This is a genomic window from Caballeronia sp. SBC1, assembly GCF_011493005.1.
GTDB lineage: Bacteria > Pseudomonadota > Gammaproteobacteria > Burkholderiales > Burkholderiaceae > Caballeronia.
Window position 1 is genome coordinate 3241847 of record NZ_CP049156.1, and the last position, 20653, is coordinate 3262499.

The 20653-nt window shown below is 61.2% G+C and carries 14 protein-coding genes and 1 pseudogene; 11 read left to right on the forward strand and 4 right to left on the reverse strand.

Going from position 1 to position 20653, the window contains the following annotated elements; genetic code table 11:
- Nucleotides 1-671 precede the first annotated feature (671 nt).
- The 4 genes from SBC1_RS14310 to SBC1_RS14325 all read left to right on the forward strand — a co-directional run bounded on the left by SBC1_RS14310 (nucleotide 672) and on the right by SBC1_RS14325 (nucleotide 5335).
- Nucleotides 672-2027, forward strand: a complete 1356-nt coding sequence (locus tag SBC1_RS14310) for a TAXI family TRAP transporter solute-binding subunit (protein WP_243830289.1) — start codon at nucleotides 672-674, stop codon at nucleotides 2025-2027.
- A 70-nt stretch (nucleotides 2028-2097) separates the two neighbouring features.
- A complete protein-coding gene (locus SBC1_RS14315) occupies nucleotides 2098-2748 on the forward strand; it encodes a 2-hydroxychromene-2-carboxylate isomerase (protein WP_165092452.1) in 651 nt (216 codons plus the stop codon).
- Between the two features lie 200 nt (nucleotides 2749-2948).
- A complete protein-coding gene (locus tag SBC1_RS14320; RefSeq protein ID WP_165988289.1) occupies nucleotides 2949-3926 on the forward strand; it encodes a LysR family transcriptional regulator in 978 nt (325 codons plus the stop codon).
- Nucleotides 3927-4120: 194 nt separating this feature from the next.
- Complete coding sequence (locus SBC1_RS14325) at nucleotides 4121-5335, forward strand: MFS transporter (protein WP_165988291.1); 1215 nt, start codon at nucleotides 4121-4123, stop codon at nucleotides 5333-5335.
- 878 nt (nucleotides 5336-6213) lie between these two features.
- Here the strand turns inward: SBC1_RS14325 and SBC1_RS14330 are convergent.
- Nucleotides 6214-7349, reverse strand: a pseudogene (locus SBC1_RS14330) (IS3 family transposase); the annotation flags it as partial.
- Between the two features lie 377 nt (nucleotides 7350-7726).
- On the opposite strand from SBC1_RS14330, the gene SBC1_RS14335 reads away from it, so the two are divergent.
- On the forward strand, nucleotides 7727-8308 hold the full coding sequence (locus SBC1_RS14335) for a DinB family protein (protein ID WP_165988292.1): 582 nt from the start codon (nucleotides 7727-7729) through the stop codon (nucleotides 8306-8308).
- A 106-nt stretch (nucleotides 8309-8414) separates the two neighbouring features.
- A complete protein-coding gene (locus SBC1_RS14340) occupies nucleotides 8415-9161 on the forward strand; it encodes a GntR family transcriptional regulator (RefSeq protein WP_165092457.1) in 747 nt (248 codons plus the stop codon).
- A gap of 10 nt (nucleotides 9162-9171) precedes the next feature.
- Here the strand turns inward: SBC1_RS14340 and SBC1_RS14345 are convergent, their stop codons facing one another.
- A complete protein-coding gene (locus SBC1_RS14345; RefSeq protein WP_371826737.1) occupies nucleotides 9172-10554 on the reverse strand; it encodes a CoA transferase in 1383 nt (460 codons plus the stop codon).
- Between the two features lie 259 nt (nucleotides 10555-10813).
- Between SBC1_RS14345 and mdtD the strand changes: the two genes are divergently transcribed.
- Together mdtD and SBC1_RS14355 are read left to right on the forward strand one after the other, a co-directional pair.
- On the forward strand, nucleotides 10814-12202 hold the full coding sequence (mdtD, locus tag SBC1_RS14350) for a multidrug transporter subunit MdtD (protein WP_243830290.1): 1389 nt from the start codon (nucleotides 10814-10816) through the stop codon (nucleotides 12200-12202).
- A gap of 1169 nt (nucleotides 12203-13371) precedes the next feature.
- Entirely contained in the window at nucleotides 13372-14646 is a 1275-nt protein-coding gene (locus tag SBC1_RS14355; RefSeq protein ID WP_165988298.1) for an EAL domain-containing protein, read from the forward strand.
- Here the strand turns inward: SBC1_RS14355 and SBC1_RS14360 are convergent.
- On the reverse strand, nucleotides 14547-14966 hold the full coding sequence (locus SBC1_RS14360; RefSeq protein WP_165988300.1) for a hypothetical protein: 420 nt from the start codon (nucleotides 14964-14966) through the stop codon (nucleotides 14547-14549). The two genes, SBC1_RS14355 and SBC1_RS14360, sit on opposite strands and share 100 nt — an antisense overlap.
- Before the next feature lie 88 nt (nucleotides 14967-15054).
- On the opposite strand from SBC1_RS14360, the gene SBC1_RS14365 reads away from it, so the two are divergent.
- The 3 genes from SBC1_RS14365 (at nucleotide 15055) to serC (ending at nucleotide 19545) form a co-directional block, all read left to right on the forward strand.
- Entirely contained in the window at nucleotides 15055-16929 is a 1875-nt protein-coding gene (locus SBC1_RS14365) for a DUF3857 and transglutaminase domain-containing protein (protein ID WP_243830232.1), read from the forward strand.
- Between the two features lie 129 nt (nucleotides 16930-17058).
- Nucleotides 17059-18453, forward strand: a complete 1395-nt coding sequence (locus tag SBC1_RS14370; RefSeq protein WP_165988304.1) for a hypothetical protein — start codon at nucleotides 17059-17061, stop codon at nucleotides 18451-18453.
- The gene (gene serC, locus SBC1_RS14375; RefSeq protein ID WP_165988306.1) at nucleotides 18454-19545 is read left to right on the forward strand and encodes a 3-phosphoserine/phosphohydroxythreonine transaminase; all 1092 of its coding nucleotides are present in this window, start codon (nucleotides 18454-18456) and stop codon (nucleotides 19543-19545) included.
- A gap of 233 nt (nucleotides 19546-19778) precedes the next feature.
- Here serC and SBC1_RS14380 read toward each other — a convergent pair whose 3' ends face one another.
- A complete protein-coding gene (locus SBC1_RS14380) occupies nucleotides 19779-20600 on the reverse strand; it encodes a LytTR family DNA-binding domain-containing protein (protein ID WP_165988308.1) in 822 nt (273 codons plus the stop codon).
- Nucleotides 20601-20653 lie beyond the last annotated feature (53 nt).

Genomic DNA, 20653 nt, shown 5'->3' on the forward strand with positions numbered 1-20653 from the left:
ACCGGCGATGCTGGCGACACGGTGTTGCGAGAGACTGGCGAAAAAACAAATGTCCGGCCGTTCTTATACGGGTGTCATGGCCGTTGGCTCAAGGACATAAGCTGCTGCACATCATGCGACGCTGCCGGTTCTGCTCGGAGCATTTCTCCGAATGCCGGTTAGGCGGCGCGGATGCTGGTTCTACGGCGGCGAACGTCAATTTAATCCAGCCTCGCGAGAAGCGCAAAGCATTTAACACGATGAAGCGCCCACTCGACCGTACTTATCCATATTGTCGTACCGGCTTAGGGCCTGCCCTTGATCCAACGGCACAGGCGATCATGTACCATCGGCGAAATTTGCAACAAAGCGCGGGCCAATGAATGTAACAGCAGACGTTTCAACGTATTAGCACAGGCATGTTTCACTGCCGCGACTGAATAAAATACTTAACGTGCACAACGAAGGGTATTTTAAACATCGCCATTTCGTTTAGTGAATGAGCGGATGCGAGGGTTTTCCCTTTCCAACTTCCCTCTCCCGTTCATGAAATCCGCTGCTTAAAGTTTAGCGGTTTTGCGTCAACGCAGGTCCCCGCCCCACCGAACCCTACAATGACTCAAACTCCCGGCCAAGAACCTCCCGCTCAGGAACCCCCGAAGAAACCCCGCTCCCGGCGCATTACTCCAACCATGGCGCGTTTCGTCGCGATCTCGTGGCGCGACCTCGCGATATCGTTCGGACCAATCCTCCTGATCAGCGCCGCCGCGATCTATTTCGCCGTGCGACTGATCCAGCCCGCGCCGCCCAATACGCTGACGATGTCGGCGGGGACCAAGGGCAGTTCGTTCTGGAACGACGCGCAGCAGTACAAAAAGATTCTCGCGCGCAACGGCGTCACGCTGAACGTGCTGGAGTCGCAGGGTTCGCTCGATAACCTGCAAAAGCTCGAAGATCCGAAGGTGAACGTCGATGTCGGTTTCGTGCAGGGCGGCATGTCGGCGCCCGGCACGCCGGATAAGCACGAGAACCTGGTCTCGCTCGGCAGCGTGGCGTATGTGCCACTGGCGGTGTTTTATCGTGGACCGCTGCTGACGCGGCTTTCAGAATTGAAGGGTAAGCGGCTCGCCATCAGCACTGAAGGCAGCGGCACGCGCGCGCTCGCGCTGGCAGTGTTGAAGGCGAATGGCATCGAGCCCGGCGGAGACACCGAATTGCTGCCGCTGAGCGGCGACGCCGCGGCCAGCGCGCTGACGGACGGGACTATTGACGCCGCGTTTCTCACCGGCGATTCCGCGCAGCCGCCGACCATGGGCAAGCTGTTTCGCACGCCCGGCATCCGTTTCTTCGATTTCACCCAGGCCGACGCCTACGCGCGCCGCTTCCCGTACCTGAAGGTGATCGTCCTGCCGATGGGCTCCCTCGATCTGGCGAAGAACGTGCCGCCGCACCCCATCCACCTGATTGCGCCGACAGCCGAACTGATCGCCCGCGACGGCCTGCATCCGGCGCTGTCCGACCTGCTGATCGAAGCCGCGAAAGAGGTGCACGGGCGCGCGAACCTGCTGCAGACGGCAAACGAATTCCCCGCGCCGCTACAGCACGAGTTTCGTATCAGCGACGACGCCGAGCGTTACTACAAGTCGGGCAAAAGCTTCCTGTACCGGACGCTGCCGTTCTGGATCGCGAGTCTTGCCGATCGCGTGATCGTGCTGCTGGTGCCGATTATCGTGGTGCTGATTCCGGGTTTGCGGCTCGTGCCGGGACTGTACCGGTGGCGGGTGAAATCGCGCATCTACAAGATCTATGGCGCGCTGATCAGCATTGAACGCGAAGCCATGAGCGACCCGGAACCCGCCCAGCGCGAGGCGCTGATCGAGCGGGTGGATGGCATCGAAAATGCGGTGAACCAGATGAAAATGCCGCTCGCCTACGCCGATCAGTTCTATGTGTTGCGCGAGCATATTGGCTTTGTACGGCAGCGGCTGACCAGCGCCCAGGCCGCCGCGCTCGACGCACAGGCAGACAGCGTTCAGCACACCACGTAATATCGAAAGAAGAAACGACGGTAGCCGATCTGACGGTTACCGCGACGAGCAACGCACCAGGGAGATTCATATGAGCGCCTCGCCTTCCATCGATCCGCGCCAGCCGTACTTTTTTTTCGATTTCAACTCTCCCTTTTCGTATCTGCTGCTCGAACAGCATGAGAAGTGGCCGAACATGCCGTTCGAAGTATTGCCTATCGACTATTTAAAGCTCCTCAAACACTGGGGCCAGCCGATGCCGGGCAACATCCCGTCAAAGCGCGTGTTTATCTATCGATACGCGCTCTTTCGCGCCGAACAGCTGGGTATTCCGTTCAAAATGCCGCCGTCGCATCCCTTCGATTCCAGCAAGGCGCTGCGTCTCGCCGTGGCGGCGGGCGGGGAAATTGGCTGTATCCGCGAGATTTTCCGGTTCATCTGGAAGGAAGGCCGCGATCCGTCGACCGAGCAGGGTTTCGACGATCTGTGCCGCCATGTGGGCCTGCCCGATGGAGCGAAAATGATCGAACTCGAGGACGTCGAGGCAACGTTGCGGGCGAACGTCGAGCGCGCGGTGGAACTCGGCGTGTTCGGCGTGCCAACGTTTGTGGTGAACCAGCAATTGTTCTGGGGCGAAGACACGCTGCCGATGGTGCTTTATGTCGCCCGTTCACCGAACTGGCTGGAAGGCGCCGAAGTACAGCGAATCAGCAATTTGCCGAGGACCGCGCCGGCTGTGTGAAGCGGCGCGCAGTGAGGTCGGTGGATTCACTGGATCGGGCCCGGTTGGCGGCTGAGCCCTATCCCATGCATAGCGCACACGCTATGGCGTGAGTGTTCTGTCGGGCTTAACGTAGTGAAATACCGATCCTGCGTGCATAACGCCGGAATCGTCCCGCCACGATTTGCTACGCAACACCACGCGCCCGAAGACCGCGCTCTATGACCGATCCCACCGATCCTGCCGATTACGCCAGCTCCGCCCCGGATTCCCTCGAAATCTGGCTGATCCGCGTGCTGCAAACGCTGCTGACCGAGCGCAGTGTCACGCAGGCCGCGCTGCGCCTGGGGCAGACGCAACCCGCCATCAGCACGGCGCTGCGACGGCTGCGCGAACTGCTGCACGACCCCATTCTCGTGCGCGGCAAGCAGGGCATGGTGCCGACCGAGTATGGCGCGTCGCTGCTGCCGGCTGTGCAGCGCGCGTTACGCGAGGTCGAGTTTGTCGCCACGCCGCATGGCGCCTTCGATCCCGCCACGTCACGGCGCACGTTCCGGGTCGCCGCGCCGGATTACCTGAACGATTTTTTCATGCCGACGCTGGTTCGCGCGTTCCGTACGGCGGCGCCCAACGCGCGGCTGGAGATCGAATCGCTGACGCCGACGCTCGATCATGAGCGTGCGCTCGATGAAGGCGATCTCGACCTGGTCGTCGGCAACTGGGAGAATCCGGAGCCGCGTTTTGCGCGCCGCGATCTCTTCACCGACAGCTTCGTGTGCCTCATGCGGCGCGGCCATCCGCTTGCACGCGAACCGCTGACAACCGCTCGCTACGCGCACGCCGCGCATCTCGCGCCCACCACTTATAGCGGCGCGAAGCGTCATCCTATCGATATAGGACTGGCGGGCGCAGGCATCCGGCGGCGCATTGTTACGACCATTCCGTACTTCGGGCTCGTGCCGCAAGTGTTGCTGCAATCCGACCTGATCTTCACCGCCACGCGACGCTTCGCGCTGCATTACGCCGCGCTGTTGCCGCTCGTGGTCATGGAGTCGCCGATCGAGTTTCCGCCTATCGAAAGTTATCTGATGTCCTTGCCCGAGGTCAGCCGCCCTACTGACCTGGCCTGGTTGCAGGCGCTGATGGCCGATGTCTCCATGGAGTTGACCGGGCAATCCGCAAGCGTAGAAAACCGGTAAGAGTTTCCCGCTCCACGGCCAGTCGCCGGCCAGGCGCAAATTCTTCGCTGCATCGCAAAAATCCCGAAAACCCTTCTCCGACAAGCCTCTCCACTATTTTGCGCATCCCGAAAAAGCGTCCGGCGGGTCACGCGCGCGCCCAACCTATGGGAGAATCACGCTTCTTCAGCGATATCAACCCCGCACTTACCCCAATGTCCACCGAAGCCCCGCTGTCCCGACGCGCCGATCTAGCCATTACCGGGCGGATCGTCGCGGTCGTCACGTTCACGTTCATTTGTTATCTGACCATTGGTGTCCCGCTCGCGGTGCTGCCGGGTTTCGTGCATACGGATCTTGGCTACGGATCGGTCATGGCAGGCGTGGCAATCAGCGTCCAGTACTTCGCAACACTCGCCTCGCGGCCGCTCGCCGGACGCACGGCGGACACTATCGGGCCGAAGCAGACTGTGCTGTACGGGCTGACCGCCTGCGCGCTCAGCGGCGTGCTGCTGCTTAGCGCAGCGCTCGCGTCGCAATGGCATTCGGTGAGCCTGGGGCTGCTGATCGTCGGGCGTCTTGTGCTTGGCTTCGGTGAAAGCTGGGTCGGAACCGGCGCGATCACGTGGGGTATCGGAAGGGTTGGCACCGGCAGCAGCGGACGGGTGATCTCGTGGAACGGCATTGCTACGTATGGCGCGCTGGCTATTGGCGCTCCGCTTGGTGTGGCGATGGAACGCTCGCTCGGATTTGCGTCGCTGGGCGTGTTCGTGATCGTGCTTGGCGGCCTCGGCTACTGGCTCGCCACGCGAATGGGCGCTGTTCCGATCGTGCATGGCGAGCGCATGTCGTATCGCAGCGTGTTCTTTCGCGTGCTGCCGCACGGTATGGGTCTCGCGCTGGGATCGGCGGGATTTGGGTCGATCGCCACGTTCATCACGCTCTTTTATGCCGCGCACAACTGGCCCGACGCAGCGCTTTCGTTGACCGTGTTCGGCACGATGTTCGTTGGCTCGCGGCTCTTGTTCGCGAACACCATCAAGATGTTCGGCGGCTTTCGCGTGGCTATCGTGTCGTTTGCATTCGAATGCGTCGGCTTGCTGATGCTCTGGCTTGCCGCTGACCCCGCCTTTGCACTCGCGGGCGCGGCGCTGACCGGCTTCGGCTTCGCGCTGATCTTCCCGGCGCTCGGCGTGGAAGCGGTAGGGCTCGTGCCGCCGGCCAGCCGTGGGGCGGCGTTGTCGGCGTATTCGGTGTTCCTCGATTTGTCGCTGGGCGTGACGGGGCCGCTGGCAGGGTATGTTGCCGGCGAGTTCGGGTTCAGCTCTGTGTATCTGTTCGCAGCAGTTGCATCGGCGGCGGGCGTGGCGTTGACCGTCGGGCTGTATATGCGCACAGGGCGCGGGGTGGGTGGAGCAGCGACGGCGTAGGACGGGTGCTAGGTTCTGGGGTTAGCGGTCGGGGTTAGCGGTCGGGGTTTGTGCTGGGTTGGTGCTTTCGGCGTTAGCGGTCGGGGTCAGTGCCGGGTTGCCAGGTTCTGGCGTTAGCGGTCAGGTCTATGCCGGGTTGCTGCTTTCGGCGTTAGCGGTCTGCTTGAGTCGGATATTCTCTTTATCACTTTTAGCCACTGCGCGTGGCGGCGCGTCATTTCTTTGTCCAAAGCGACAAAGAAACGAAGCAAAGAAAGCGCTTTTAAACCACGCTACCCTAAGTGTCCACAGCGTGCAGTTTCCATTCATAGGTGCCCCAAAAGCACGGTGCTCGCCAGAACTGCGGGTGTGTGAACCCCTCTTTCTCCGAACACGGATACCCACACGCTTCGCCACCAGTGACTGAACCTGCCCAAGGAACACCCCGCGCTATCCGCGTAAACCACCCTCCAAATTTGTATGTATGCCGAACCACGTCGCCAACCCGCCTCGAAATAAGGCCGTAAGGTGTGTCAGGCCGTCCCCCAAAAAGATAGCCGCGCGGATCAAACACCCAGTCGACCAAGATGTGAAGCAGTAAAGGCGCGTGATGACATGCGGGTTCCTTGGCAATGGTGCTTGCCCGAGAGCGTTCGGGGCGAAGCGTGTTCGTGTAAGAATTCGCGAGAAGGAGGGGTTCACACATCCGTGGCTTGGGGTTGACCCGTTTCGGTGGACAGTTAAGCAGTTGAATTTTGCATGGGCGGTTTTCCTCCTTTTGATGTGGCGCTGCGAGTTGTCCATGGCCGGCCGGCGGGTCGCCTGTTACGACCATGACGCTGGCCGGCGGTGGGCAACTCGCTTGCAGATGCCGTTCGATTCTGCTCGGCATAAGCATGCTCGAAGTTGATCGGCGAACGATAGCCGATGCTACTGTGACGGCGATGCAAGTTGTACCAGCCTTCGATGAACGAGAAGATCTCGCACTGGGCCTGCTTGTGCGTCTCGAAGCGCGTGCGCGCGAACAGTTCGCACTCAAGTGTGGCGAAGAAGCTTTCACACATGGCGTTGTCGAAGCAATCACCGACTGTGCCCATCGAGAGGCGCACTCCCATCTTGCTGCACCGTTGGCCGAAGGCAATCGAGGTGTATTGGCACCCTTGATCGGAGTGGTGAATCACCCCGTGGGGATGACGTTGCGCGAGCGCCATATTCAGCGCCTGCAACATCAACCCGGTGCGCAGGCGACAGCCCGTTGCCCAGCCCACCACGCGCCGGCTGAACACGTCCAGCACCACCGTGAGGTACAGAAACCCGACCACCGTTGGCACATAGGTCGCATCGGCCACCCATAGTTGATTGGGCACCTCGGCGCTAAAGTGCCGCCGCACCAGATCCGGCGCCGGGCGGGCATGCGGCTCACGCCGCGTGGTGCTGACCCAGGCGCGCCGGCTCACGCCGTGCAAACCCGCAGTGTTCATCAGACGTCTAACCCGCTTGCGGGCAGTGTGAATGCCTTGTTCGACAAACTCAGCATAGATGCGCGGCATCCCGTACGTGCCCCGTGAGCACGCATGGACGGTGCGAATGCGGGCAAGCAGATCCGCATCGCGAAGCGCATGCGCGCACGGGTGGCGCTTAAGCCACGCGTAAAAGCCGCTGGTCGAGACTTTCAGCAGCCGTGCCATGGTGGCAATGGGCCAGGTGGCCTGATTCGCTTTCATGAACTCGAACCCTTCTCGGGTACGGTTACGGTCTCCCGGGCGAACCAGGCCGCGGCTTTTGACAAGATGTCCCGCTCAAGCTCGAGCTGGCGAACCTTGCGTCGCAGCCGGGTCAGTTCCTCGCGCTCCGCTGTGCTCAGACCGTCGTGACGCCTGCCGGCGTCGCGCTCGGCCTGCGCCAGCCAGTTGTAGATCGATGCCGCAGTGGGCTCAAACTCCTGCGCGAGCTCCTCAGGCGTGCGCCCTGCGCGCACCAGTTCAACCATCTGCGCCCGGAATTCCGCCGGGTACGGCTTCCGATGTCTCTGCATAATGGACACCTCCTGTTCTAAAGAATAGGTGTCCACGAAATCGGGTCAACTCCAGCTCTTGCGAGCACCGTGCTTTTCGGGTACCCATGAATGGGAACTGCACGCTGTGGACACTTACGTGCCCTCGTTTTGAAAGCGTTTTCTTTGCTTCGTTTCTTTGTCGCTTTGGACAAAGAAATGACGCGCCGCCACGCGCAGTGGCTAATAGTGATAAAGAGAAAATCCGACTCAGGCAGACCGCTAAGGCTAAAAGCGGCAACCCGGCATAGACTCAGACCGCTAACCCAAGAACCTGGCAACCCGGCATTGACCCCGACCACTAACGCAAGAATCTAGCATCGACCCCAACCCCGTCCACCGGCGCGAGCGAAATACCTATGTCCAATCTGCTTTCCCGCCATTTCCTCAGCATGGCCTACAACAACGCGTGGTCGAATCATCGATTGTTGAAGGCTTGCGCTTTGCTGAGCCAGACGGATTTCGTCGCGCATCGAACGAGTTTCTTTCCGTCGATCAAGGCAACGCTGAATCACATTCTGACCGTCGACTGGTTTTACATCGACGCGCTCGAGCGCGAGCAGCGCAACGAGCCGCCGCATCCGCAAATCATGTCTTTCTTCGATCCGGAAGAACCCTTCGATACCTGCGCCGACCTGCAGCGCGAGCAACGGCTGGCTGACCGGAGGCTTATCGACTACTGCGCTCATCTCACTGACAACACGCTCGAGCGCCCAATCACCCTCCTCCGCCCTCGCGCAAAACAGCAGGAAACACGCGCGAGGCTGCTCGGACATGTGTTCCAGCACCAGATCCATCATCGTGGGCAAGTGCATGCGATGCTTGCCGGAACATCAGTCGCACCGCCGCCGCTCGATGAATTTTTCTGCGATATCGATGCCACCCTACGCGCCACGGACCTCGCCGAAATGGGCCTGAGCGAAGCGGCTGTCTGGGGATAAACAAAGGGTTCACCCGTCTCTGCGAATGAGTGCCGCTTCTCATTCAATCCCCGTCGCCGCGCTGCTTGTCTTAGAATCTGCCCTTGGTCCCCACTTCCTGCGCACTATGAACACGACATCGGAGGACCGCTGGCGCGACTTGCGCCCGGACCCGGACAGTGACACCCCGCTTTATCTCCAGCTCGCCCGCAAGCTCGGCAACGCAATTCACGACAATCGCTGGAACGCGGGCGAAGCGCTGCCCTCTGAACGCGTGTTGTCGGAGGCACTTGGGGTATCGCGAATCACGTCGCGCAAAGCGATCGCGCTGCTGGTCGAACAAGGGCTGATCCGGCGAACGCAAGGCGCCGGGTCGTTCATCACGCCGCGCTACGAAGATCCGCTGTCGCGGCTGTCGAGCTTCAGTGAAATGCTGCGTCGACGCGGTTTTACCCCCGGTTCGAAATGGCTCTCACGCGTGATCGAGCCCGCGAATCGCGATGAAGTGATCCAGCTCGGGTTATCGCCGGCGGCGGCCGTGACACGCTTGCGCCGCTTGCGCACAGCCGACGGCATTGTGATGGCGGTTGAGAACTCCACCTTTCCGGCGGCGCTGATTCCGGATCCGTTGGCTGTTGGTGATTCGCTTTATAGCTTCCTGGAACAGCGCAATCTGTCGATCGTGCGCGCCCTGCAGCATTTCCGCGCGGTGAATGCGAGCGATGAGATTGCCGCGCAAATGGGCATTGCGCCCCACGACGCGCTGCTGCTGATCACGCGCGTGGGTTATACGGCCGACCAGCGCCCGATCGAACTCACGGATACTTATTGCCGCAACGACTACTACGATTTCGTCGCGGAACTGCGCAAGTAGTCGCAAGTAATCACCACCAGCGGGGCTGATCGGTCCCAATAGGCACCGGCGGCGAGCTCCAGTACGGCAGCGTCAGCGACATGCGTTCGGGCGGCTGCGTGCACGTAAGCGTTCCAAACGGCGAAGCGATGGTTTGCAGCATGTCGCGGACATCGTCGAGTTGGGGATCGGGCACGTTCTGACCGTCTTCGACCAGTCCCATCGATTGCAACCAGCGCCCGGTCCGCGCCAGCGCTACCCGCACATGCCAGCTTCCGCCTTGCGTGGCGCGTCTTTGCAGCGCGATCATCGCGCCCAATGCCGCGAGATAACCCGTGGCGTGATCGAGTGCCTGGCAGGGCAAGTGGCGAGGTTGCGTCTGACCGGCCGCCTGCGCTTCGGTCCACGCAATGCCGCTCGCCGATTGCACCAGGCTGTCGAAGCCGCGCCGTTGCGACCAGGGGCCTTTGTGCCCATACGCCGATATTGTCACGTACACGATGCCCGGACGCAGCCGCGCGGCTTCTTCGGGTCCGAATCCGTGCGCGGCCAGTGCGCCCGGGCGATAGCCTTGAAGGAATATATCGGCATCTTTCAATAACGCGCGCAGCGATTCGCGACCGCTTTCCTCGCGAAGATCGAGGGTCGCCGAGCGTTTGCCGCGGCCATTGTCGATTACCAGCGGCGGAATGTTAGGCAGATGCGGACCGTTGATGAGCAGGACATCGGCGCCGTGTTCGGCGAGCGTGCGCCCCGCTACCGGACCCGCGATGATACGGCTCAGGTCCAGCACGCGGACGTCTGACAAAGGGCGTTGCGGCTCGCTTTGGCCTATAGGTTCCGGCGGTGCATCGTCGAGTTTGACAATCTCCAGCAGCGGTATTTCGCCAATCGCCTGAGCCTGCGGCAAGCGTGCCCATTCCTCCGGCGTGCGGATCAGCGCGGCGCAGAGGCCGGCATCGGCTAGCGCGTCGTCCAGGCTTGCGCCGTCCCAGTTGCGGATGGCCTGCGTCACTCCGGCATGATCGTTCGCGCAGCCCAGCAGCTTGATCACACCGTCCCGATGATGCTTGAAGTTCGTATGAAGCTGGATCCAGCGGCCGTCACGGGTTTCGTAGAAGCCCATTAGCGGATCGCGCAACTCCGGCGGGTTGTCGGCGCCAATGCGCAAGTAGCGCTCGCTGCGGAACGCTATTGCCGCGCGGCGCGTGTAGATGTGCACGTCTTGCTGCCGGCCCGTGCGATACCTGAAACATTCTGCCGCCGCTAACGCCGACGCACCTACGCTCGCCGCCGCCAGCGCACTTACCCGATAAACCGACGGCAGTTGCCGTTCATCGCCGCTGACCGTGAGGTGGTCAAGCGCTTCGGGGTCTCCCTGCGCCAGATGCCAAAGTTCTTCGACAACTTTCATGGCCATGCTCCTTCAATGCCGCTAGTCAGACCCGGGGTCCGCGGGTTCATCCTCGATTGGTATGGACCGCCCGCGCTGCAATCAGTTTCCGGTTTGGTCCCGATTGATCCAATCGGCGCGTCGATTGCTGCGAACATCGGCACGCAATCCGTGCCCACATCCACGTAAAATCACCGCACTCCTCCGGCCGGCTCCCTTCATGCCCGACACAATCCGCTCGAACGTTGCGCCCACGCCCTCGCCCCAATCGCTCACCATCATGTTATGGCTGGTCGCCACGGGCTTTTTCATGCAGACGCTCGACTCGACCATCGTCAATACGGCCCTGCCGGCCATGGCAAGAAGTCTCGGTGAAGCGCCCCTTCGCATGCAAGGCGTGGTGATTGCGTATTCGCTGACCATGGCGACGGTCATTCCGTTTTCCGGTTGGCTGGCCGACAAGCTCGGCACGCGCCACGTGTTCTTCAGCGCGATCCTGATCTTCACTATTGGCTCATTGCTTTGCGCGAACGCTCACTCGCTCATGCAACTCGTGATTTATCGCGTGGTGCAAGGCGTGGGCGGCGCCATGCTGCTGCCCGTCGGGCGCCTCGCGCTGCTGCGCGTGGTGCCGGCCGAACGTTATCTCAGCGCCATGTCGTTCGTGGCCATTCCGGGGCTGATCGGGCCGCTTATCGGACCGACGCTCGGCGGTTGGATCGTGCAGATTGCGTCGTGGCACTGGATCTTTTTGATCAACGTGCCGGTGGGCGTGATCGGTTGTATTGCCACACGGCTTTTCATGACCGATAGCCGCAACCCCGCCACGGCCCCCTTCGATCTCGCCGGTTACCTGCTGCTCGCGGTCGGCATGGTCGCGCTGACCATCTCACTCGATGGCCTCGCCGATCTCGGCCTTCAACACGCCATCGTGCTCGTGTTGCTCGTGCTGAGCATGGCGTGTTTCGTCGCTTACGGACTGCACGCCGTGCGCGTTCCGCAACCCATCTTTTCGCTCGATCTCTTCAAGATCCATACGTTCAGCGTCGGCTTGCTCGGTAACCTGTTTGCGCGCATAGGCAGCGGCGCGATGCCGTATTTGCTGCCGCTGCTGCTGCAGATCAGCCTTGGTTATTCGGCCTTTGAAGCCGGTCTCATGATGCTGCCCGTGGCCGCTGCCGGAATGGCCTCGAAGCGCATTGTGACGAGCCTGATCATGAGGAGGGGGTATCGGAAGGTACTGATGGTCAACACGGTGCTGGTCGGGCTCACAATGGCCAGTTTCTCGCTTACCAGCGCCGATCAGCCTCTCTGGTTGCGGCTCGTGCAACTGGCGTTCTTCGGCGGCGTCAACTCCATCCAGTTCACCGCGATGAACACGCTCACGCTGAAAGACCTTGGAACCGGCGGCGCCAGCAGCGGCAACAGTTTGTTCTCGCTTGTGCAGATGCTGTCGATGAGCCTGGGCGTCACTATCGCCGGGGCGGTGCTCGCGACCTTCACCGGTATCCTGCCGAAGGTGACCGCAACGAATTCGCTGCCCGCCTTTCACGCGACCTTCCTCTGCGTCGGCATTATTACGGCTGCGTCAGCGTGGATTTTTGCGCAGCTCGGGCCGGAGATTCGCGCCGTGAAGACCAAGAAAACCGATCCGTCGGAAGCACATTGAACGGTGGTTTTTCGCTCGCGCCGGTGGACGGGTTCTTGGGTTTGGGTGGTTTTGAGGTTAGCGGTCGGGGTCTATGCCGGGTTGCCGCTTTTAGCCTTAGCGGTCTGCCTGAGTCGGATTTTCTCTTTATCACTATTAGCCACTGCGCGTGGCGGCGCGTCATTTCTTTGTCCAAAGCGACAAAGAAACGAAGCAAAGAAAACGCTTTCAGAACGAGGGCACGTAAGTGTCCACAGCGTGCAGTTCTGATATATGGGTACCCGAAAAGCACGGTGCTCGCAAGAGCCACGGATGTGTGAACCCCTCCTTCTCCCGAATTCTTACACGAACACGCTTCGCCCCGAACGCTCTCGGGCAAGCACCATTGCCAAGGAACCCGCATGTCATCACGCGCCTTTACTGCTTCACATCTTGGTCGACTGGGTGTTTGATCCGCGCGGCTATCTTTTTGGGGGACGGCCTGACACACCTTACGGCCTTATTTCGAGGCGGGTTGGCGACGTGGTTCGGCATACATACAAATTTGGAGGGTGGTTTACGCGGATAGCGCGGGGTGTTCCTTGGGCAGGTTCAGTCACTGGTGGCGAAGCGTGTGGGTATCCGTGTTCGGAGAAAGAGGGGTTCACACACCCGCAGTTCTGGCGAGCACCGTGCTTTTGGGGCACCTATGAATGGAAACTGCACGCTGTGGACACTTAGGGTAGCGTGGTTTAAAAGCGCTTTCTTTGCTTCGTTTCTTTGTCGCTTTGGACAAAGAAATGACGTGCCGCCACGCACAGTGGCTAATAGTGATAAAGAAATTAGCCAACTCATGCAGACCACTAAGTCCGAAAGCAGCAACCCGGCACTGACCCCGACCACTAACCTCAAAACCACCAAAAGCCAAAACTCCGTCCACCGGCGCGAGCGAAAACATTAACGCGCCATGGCGATCCATCTCCCCGTGCGCGGTGCACTACGGAAGTGCACGAGGCTGCGCCGCCCGGCCGCCACGAAAACCCGGACCTCAGCCCCGCCCGAGTCAGGCCTGGGTTTCGGCGGGAATATCTCAATTGTCCGGCAAATGCGCATATTTCTTGCTCTTCAGGGAGAGGGCCTATCCTGTAAACTAGTTCTTTCCCGATGTTTACTCCCACTCGAGCCGCGTTCGAACGCCTGCCAAAACCACCATGAGCATGGTTGATCTCGACCCTCCCCGCTTTCAGCCACCTCGTCCCGTTGCCGGCGACGACGGTGCGCGGCGCACTGTCCTGTACGGCGAATACACGGTCTTCAGCGTATTCCAGCCCGTGTTCTCCGTGTCTCATCGCCGCGCAATCGGTTATCACGCGTCGCTGCGAGCCCGCGATGACGCCGACCGGCAAGTCCCATCGCATGAAGTCTTCACGCAGGCAGCACGGCGCGGCGATCTGCTCGAACTCGGCCGGCTGGCTGAATCGCTGCATCTGGGCAACTTCTTTTCCTTCGATAGCGACGACGAATGGCTGTTCCTCAGCCTCCACCCGGCCGCGTTGATGGACACGAGCTACGGCGACGCGCTGCTGGCATCGCTGAAAAATATCGGCCTGCCACCGCAGCGCGTAGTGCTGGAAGTGCCCGAGCAAGCAGGCGGCGAGACCACGCGCTTCGCGGAGATCATCGACTCATTGCGCAAGTCAGGCTTCCTGATCGCGCTGGACGGCTTCGGCGTGAAGCATTCGAATATTGACCGCGTGTGGCATCTGCGGCCGGATATTGTGACGCTCGACCGCTGCATCCTGCAGCAGGCGAGCGAACATTCGCATATCGAGCGCGTGTTGCCAGGGCTCGTTTCCCTGCTGCACGAGTCCGGTCAACTGGTCTTGATGGGTGGACTGAGCACCGAACGCGACGCGCTGATCGCGCTCGAATGCAACGTCGATTTCGTGCAGGGCGCGTATTTCGCCGGACCCAGCGTGGAAGCCGTGAAACCGCAAGCCGCGCAAGGCGTGCTGGACGCGTTGTCCGCAGCGTCGCGCGAGCGCGTGGCCGCGCGCGAACGAACGCAGTCGGCGCGACTTGCGCCGTACGTGGGCGCGCTGGAAGCGGCGGCGGCACGTCTGATCGAAGGCGAAACGCTCGCTAATGCGACCCGCACGTTATTGCAGCTTCACGAAACGGCTCGATGCTTCCTGCTCGATGCATCGGGGCGGCAGATCGGCGACAACGTGTTGCCCGTCGCGCGTGCATCGCAACGTGCCAAGCGTTTCCGGCCCCTGCTGCATTCGGAAGGCGCGAGCTGGGAACGCCGGCCGTATTTCATCGAAGCATTGCGCTCGCCGGACCGGGTTCATCTGACAGCACCGTATCTGTCGATCAACGAGGCTCACTTGTGCGTGACCGCGTCCATCGCTGCGCATACGCCGCGCGGTTTGCAGGTCCTGTGCGTCGATATCAACTGGGACGTGACATCGCAACGGCGTTGAACGTTGAGCATCGAAAGCCCACGCTGCGCCACACATGCGAGCGCGTCAGCGCAGCCTTCACGGCGCGCGCAAGGTCTCCTATCTGAATCGAGCACCGCGTACCCCTCAACGCGGTCCTTCGATACATCCCTCGTCGCCAGGGTCACAGCCAGTTTCGGGCGTGAGCGCTTCGCTTCGGCAATCGCTTCCGGGCCGTTCATGCCGGGCATCGCGAAGTTGACCATCAGCAAAGTCAGGCTGCAGCCGCTCCAGCCCCGCGCGTCCATGCGAGCCTCAGTGACGGCGTAACCCAGCATCTTCAGCACCGACGTCGTCTTCAATCACGAGAATCCGCTCGTGCGATACCGCGTGCGATACGATAGATCGTTGAACCTGCAGGCAGAACCGCCCTCCATGAGTTCGAGATCGATGCGTATTAACCGCCGCGTGCTGCTGGCTGCTTCGCTGGCGTGTCTCGGATCGCCTGCCTTCGCGACGGACACCATCGAAACAGCGCAGCCGTCCACGCTTGTCAGCGACGTCCATACCTTCGTCGTGGCGGAAGACGGCTCCTTGACGGAGGACGATGAAACCACCTTGCGCGCGAATACGCCGGCGGGTGTCGGTGAAATCGCGCAACGCTACATCTGGTTCGATAAATCGACGTCAACCATCGACATAACCGATGCCTACTCGCTAGGCCCCGACGGCATCAAACACATTGTGGCGCCCGACCAGATCCGTGAGATCCAGGAGCCGCGTTCGGCAGGCGCTCCCACGTTCGAGGACTCTCGCCTGAAAGCGGTAGTTTTTCCAGGAGTGAGCGCGGGATCGATCGTGCATCTGCGGTTTCACAAGACGCAGTCGAAACCGGTCATCGCGGGGCAGTTCGATTATTTCGTCGAGCCCGGCCGTGGCCCGGTGGAAAACCAGCAGCTGATCTTCGACTTGCCCGCCGACAAACCGCTCTACGCCGATGCACGTGGTTATATCGCCGTGCCGCCGGTGACACAGGGTGGCCGCACGCGCTACGAATTCGACTACAGCCGGGCGCATTACGATCGGGTGGAAGCGGGCTCGGTCGGTTACGCGCAGTATGGCGACCGGCTGATGGTGTCAACATTTCCGGACTACAAGAGCTTTGCCGAGAGCTATCGGGCCGGGACCGTCGATCCGAGCGCGGACGATCCGGCTGTGCGCACCCTCGCGCAATCGCTCACGCGCGACGAAACCGATGCACGCACCAAAGCGGCCACGCTTTACGATTGGGTACGTCACAACATCCGCTATGTGTCGTTATTCCTGGGACAGAGCCCAGCCATCCCCCACCGCGCCGCCGATATCCTCGCCAACCGATACGGCGACTGCAAGGACTATGTCGCGCTGTACGGGGCGTTGCTGGCGGCGGTGGGTATCGAGAACGAGCCGGCCTTGATCAGCCTCGGCTCGGTCTATACGCTGCCGTCGGTACCGGGCTATGGCGGCAGCGCGATCAATCACGTCATTACGTGGCTGCCGGGGCTGGGAATGTATGCCGACTCGACGGCCTTGAGTATCGAGTTCGGCTCTCTGCCGCTCGCGGACATGGACCGCCCAACGCTGCTCGTCGGCGACGGCACGCTGTCACGAACGCCCGCTACCGAGCCGCTGTCGCGCACGGCGCGCTTGCAGATCGATGTGGCGCCGGACGGCTCGGCCGCGTTCGCCTATCAGGTGGAAGACGCCGGATGGAGCAGCGGGCCGGAGCGCGCGAATTTGCTGCACGCGACTGCCGAGCGCCGCAAGCAGATTGCCGATGCCCGCCTTCGGGCGACAGGCCTGCGTGGTGTCGCGACGCTTGCCGCCAGCGACCTGAGCGCGAGCAACGGTCCGCTGACCACCACGATCAATGGCACCCTCGACAATGTCGCGTGGCCCACTGGCACGACCGCCCTGCCCGCGCTCACGAGCCTGTCCGGCGGGATCGCGACGCTGGTTGAGAACTTGCTCGCCGAGCGCGTGCGGACCCAGCCGTTCATGTGCACCGGAGGCACGTTCGATGAAATCTCGCAAGTCGCCTTGCCGAAGACGATTCGCGTCACCGATGTCCCGACCGACGCGAATTTCACAAACGCGTTTTTCGATTATTCATCGCGTTATGTCTTCGACCCTGCGACGAATCTGCTTCAGGCAGAGCGCCATCTGAAGGCGAACTTCGGCAAGCAGGTCTGTACGCCCGCGGACTTCACCGCCATGCAACCGGTGTTGAAGCGAATCGAACGGGACACGGACGCCCAGATCATCGTCAAGGCGATGGAGCCGTGACAAAGCGCGTTCGACCGGCGCGTAAATTTTCGTAATGACGGCATGCGTGCCTGTAACCGGAATGTCGGGCGAGGCGGCTATGCTGCAAAACCCGCATTGAAGGAGCGTCCCGATGCGCACGGCCAGGCCATGATGATCCAAGAATCCGACAACACCCCCGAGCATCCGTCTGCGCCGACTGATCATTTGAGCGCGATCACGTCGCCCGATCCATCGGTTCACCGCGCGCTTGCCGATGCATGCCGCCACGCCGGCGATGAACTCGGCGCGCTCGCCCATTTGATCGCGGCCCATACCCTCGATGCGTACGCGACCGGCTCATCGGACGCGCGCACGAACGGTCTGTGCGACGTCGCCACGGGCTATTTCATGAAAGGGGATCATGCAGTTGCTGCTCGCTGGTATGAACTCGTCCTGACGCTCGATCCGAACGTCGCCGTTGCGTGCCAGAACCTTGCCGCGATCCATGCGGGTGAAGGAATGACTGCCCTTGCCGAGGTTTATCGCGAGCGCGCTTATGGAATCCAGCGGGTGTTTGTCGAAGAGACGGCGGGCTGGACTCGCTCCGTCTTGATCCTCTGCGCGGGTAGAAGCACCGGTAATGTGCCGTTCGAGGCGTTGTTGCCGGGCGCCAGGAACCGTCGTATCAAGTACGCAATCGACTACGCGACCGACGACGAAGACGCTCAGCTTCCCGCCTTCGATCTCGTGTTCAACGCGATCGGCGATCCGGATATTGCAGCGCCGCTGAGGGGCAGGCTCGCGCGTTTTGAGGCGCAGTGTTCGCGTCCATTGCTCAACCCGAACTCGGCAATCACGCCGACCTCGCGACATAAGCTGTCCGCCCTGCTTGATGGCCTTGATGACGTACAGACCGCGCCGTGCGTGCGGTATGAAGATCAAAGCGAAGTACAAAGCGAAGCGCCGGGCGTTGGTCCGCACGCTTCGCTTCGCTCGCTGCTCGCCGATCACGCCGTTACGTTTCCGCTTCTGGCTCGCCCCGTTGCCGCTCACGGCGGCGACGGCCTGGTTCTATGCGACACAATCGAAGCACTTGAAAGCCGGTTATCGACGCAAGAAGGCGCCCAGTACCTGACGGCATTTCGCGATTGCCAATCGGCCGATGGCTTCTATCGCAAGTACCGCGTAATCTACGTCGATCGTCAGCCGTTTCCTTATCATCTTGTGATTTCGCCGCACTGGATCGCGCATTATTTTTCCGCCGACATGGAAAGCCATGCATGGAAGCTCGACGAAGAACGCCGCTTCCTCCGAGACCCGCGTGCTGCACTCGGCGAGCGCGCGATGAACGCCATTACGGCTATCGGGCAGCGGCTCGATCTGGACTACGCCGGCATCGATTTCACGCTTCTCCCCGACGGCGAGGTCTTCGTATTCGAAGCCAACGCGACGATGCTTGCGCACTACGAGCGTGATAACGGCATGCTCGCTCATAAGAACCAACACGTACAACATATCGTCGATGCGTTCGAGCAAATGCTCGTGCACCGGACGGCGGGCTGAATGAACAAGACCATGAACTTCTCCGGCGGACCGGGCGCGTTACCGGCGTCGGTGCTGCGCGAAACGAGCGTTGCCATCGATGGGTTGCCGGAGACCGGTCTGTCCGTGCTGGGAATGAGCCATCGATCCGACTGGTTCCGCGAAGTCCTCGATGAAGCCGAGCGCAACCTGCGCGTTTTGCTCGGCATTCCCGACAACTACCATGTGCTGTTCATGCAGGGCGGCAGCAGCCTGCAGTTCTCCATGCTGCCGATGAACTTCCTGCGCGGCAGCGGCAAGCATGCCGAGTACATTGTGTCCGGTTACTGGAGCGCGAAGGCGCCGGTTGAAGCGCTGCACGAAGGAGAGACGTGTGTGGTGTGGGATGGCGGGGCAGAGGGGTATCGGCGCTTGCCTGGGCCAGCGGAGTTGAAGCTCGCGCCGAACGCCGCGTACCTGCATTACGTGTCGAACGAAACGGTCGAGGGCCTGGAATTTACGGACATTCCGGGGCTTCGTGACGTGCCACTGGTCTGCGACATGTCATCGAATCTGCTGGCTGCGCCGGTCGACATCAACCGTTACGCGATGATCTACGCGCACGCGCAGAAGAACCTCGGGCCGGCCGGCGTCACCGTGGTAATCCTGCGCGATGAATTCGCTCCACGGGCAACGCATGCGTTGCCGACTTTGCTCGATTATCGGACGCATATTCGAGCACGTTCGCTTTACAACACGCCGCCGGTGTTCGCCATCTATGTGTTGATGCTGGTGACGCGCTGGTTGCGCGATGAAATAGGCGGCGTGGAAAACATGGCGGCGATCAACCGCGCGAAATCGGAGCGGCTGTATTGTGCGCTCGATGCCGAGCCGGATTTCTATCGCGTGCATGGCGAGCGCGCTTGCCGGTCGACCATGAACGTAGCCTTCCGTCTCCCCGATGCAGCCATGGAAACGAAATTCCTCGATGACGCCCGTCGCGCAGGATTGCATGGACTGGAAGGGCATCGATCGATCGGCGGCCTGCGGGCTTCGCTATACAACGCGGTGACGCCGGAAGCGGTCGCGGTGTTGTCGGAGTGGTTGGGGGAATTTCGTAGGCTGCGAGGTTAGGTAGACGGTGCAGGTTCGACTGGCTGCGTTGTTCACTCTCGTCATGCCGCGGCGAACAGCCAGTCGAGCAAGACAGTGAACTCCCCGGTCATCGGGTGCATCCCGATACAGTCGATGAAACGGCGGCCCTTCCAGCTCGACCTCGGGAAAGAGCGCGACGAGCTTGCCCCAGTCGCGAAGGTGCGAGCGGAGCAGAGGTATCGAAGTCACCGTTGCCGCTTGGCTAAGCCCGGCTAAAGGCCCTTGAACCTATCCGCGTAAAGGCGGCTCACGCTGAGCTTGTCCGTGTGGCCGCGCAACGTCAGCGTGAGTTTCCCGCTGTCATCGCGTAACGCGGTAGCGATGGCATCGCACCGTACGATCGTGCTTCGATGAACCTGCCAGAAGCATTCCGGATCGAGTTGTAATTGCAGCTCACGCAGCGAGATCCTGATCAGGTGCTCGCGTTCGGCTGTGACCATCCGTACATATTTGTCGGCGGCCTCGAAGTACAGCACGTCCGCTATGGGCACCATGGTTATGGTATTGCCAACACTCGCCTGGATTATCCGCAGCGGGCTTGCAGCCGGCGGGTTGTTCTGCGCTCTCGCGGCATCGACATGCAAGAGCCCGCGCAATGTATGAATGGCCGCTTCCAACGATGGCTCCGTTGCCGGCGATTGCGCCCTCTGCCGCAATGCCGCTTGCAGACGCGCACAGGTTTTTTCCAGGCGATCGGACTGCACAGGCTTCAGCACATAATCGACCGCTGCGTGTTCGAAGGCATGCAGTGCGTATTGATCGTAGGCGGTCACAAACACCAGCAACGGGAACGGTTTGGCAAGGTCCGGCCAGTCTTCGGCAAGCGCCTGCGCGACCTCGAGTCCTGTCATGCCGGGCATGCGAATGTCGAGGAAAAGCACGTCGGGTTGCTGCGCCAGCGCCTGTTCGACTGCTGCCGCTCCGTCAGCCACACTCGCGACGCATTGCAGGTCCGGCCATAACCGGGTCAACTGGGCCTGCAGGTCTGCGGCCAGCAAAGCTTCGTCTTCGGCAATCAGTGCAGTAGCTTTCATGGTCGGCACAGAGTGGTCGGTGGGCGGAATCGACTCAATGGTCGGGATCAGTT

Bases quoted from the DNA above. Each gene is read 5' to 3' on its own strand.
- SBC1_RS14325 (WP_165988291.1), top strand. From the start codon at position 4,121: ATGTCCACCGAAGCCCCGCTGTCCCGACGCGCCGATCTAGCCATTACC.
- SBC1_RS14315 (WP_165092452.1), top strand. From the start codon at position 2,098: ATGAGCGCCTCGCCTTCCATCGATCCGCGCCAGCCGTACTTTTTTTTC.
- mdtD (WP_243830290.1), top strand. From the start codon at position 10,814: ATGTTATGGCTGGTCGCCACGGGCTTTTTCATGCAGACGCTCGACTCG.
- SBC1_RS14335 (WP_165988292.1), top strand. From the start codon at position 7,727: ATGTCCAATCTGCTTTCCCGCCATTTCCTCAGCATGGCCTACAACAAC.
- SBC1_RS14380 (WP_165988308.1), bottom strand. From the start codon at position 20,600: ATGAAAGCTACTGCACTGATTGCCGAAGACGAAGCTTTGCTGGCCGCA.
- SBC1_RS14355 (WP_165988298.1), top strand. From the start codon at position 13,372: ATGAGCATGGTTGATCTCGACCCTCCCCGCTTTCAGCCACCTCGTCCC.
- SBC1_RS14365 (WP_243830232.1), top strand. From the start codon at position 15,055: ATGCGTATTAACCGCCGCGTGCTGCTGGCTGCTTCGCTGGCGTGTCTC.
- SBC1_RS14320 (WP_165988289.1), top strand. From the start codon at position 2,949: ATGACCGATCCCACCGATCCTGCCGATTACGCCAGCTCCGCCCCGGAT.
- SBC1_RS14370 (WP_165988304.1), top strand. From the start codon at position 17,059: ATGATGATCCAAGAATCCGACAACACCCCCGAGCATCCGTCTGCGCCG.
- serC (WP_165988306.1), top strand. From the start codon at position 18,454: ATGAACAAGACCATGAACTTCTCCGGCGGACCGGGCGCGTTACCGGCG.
- SBC1_RS14310 (WP_243830289.1), top strand. From the start codon at position 672: ATGGCGCGTTTCGTCGCGATCTCGTGGCGCGACCTCGCGATATCGTTC.
- SBC1_RS14340 (WP_165092457.1), top strand. From the start codon at position 8,415: ATGAACACGACATCGGAGGACCGCTGGCGCGACTTGCGCCCGGACCCG.
- SBC1_RS14345 (WP_371826737.1), bottom strand. From the start codon at position 10,554: ATGAAAGTTGTCGAAGAACTTTGGCATCTGGCGCAGGGAGACCCCGAA.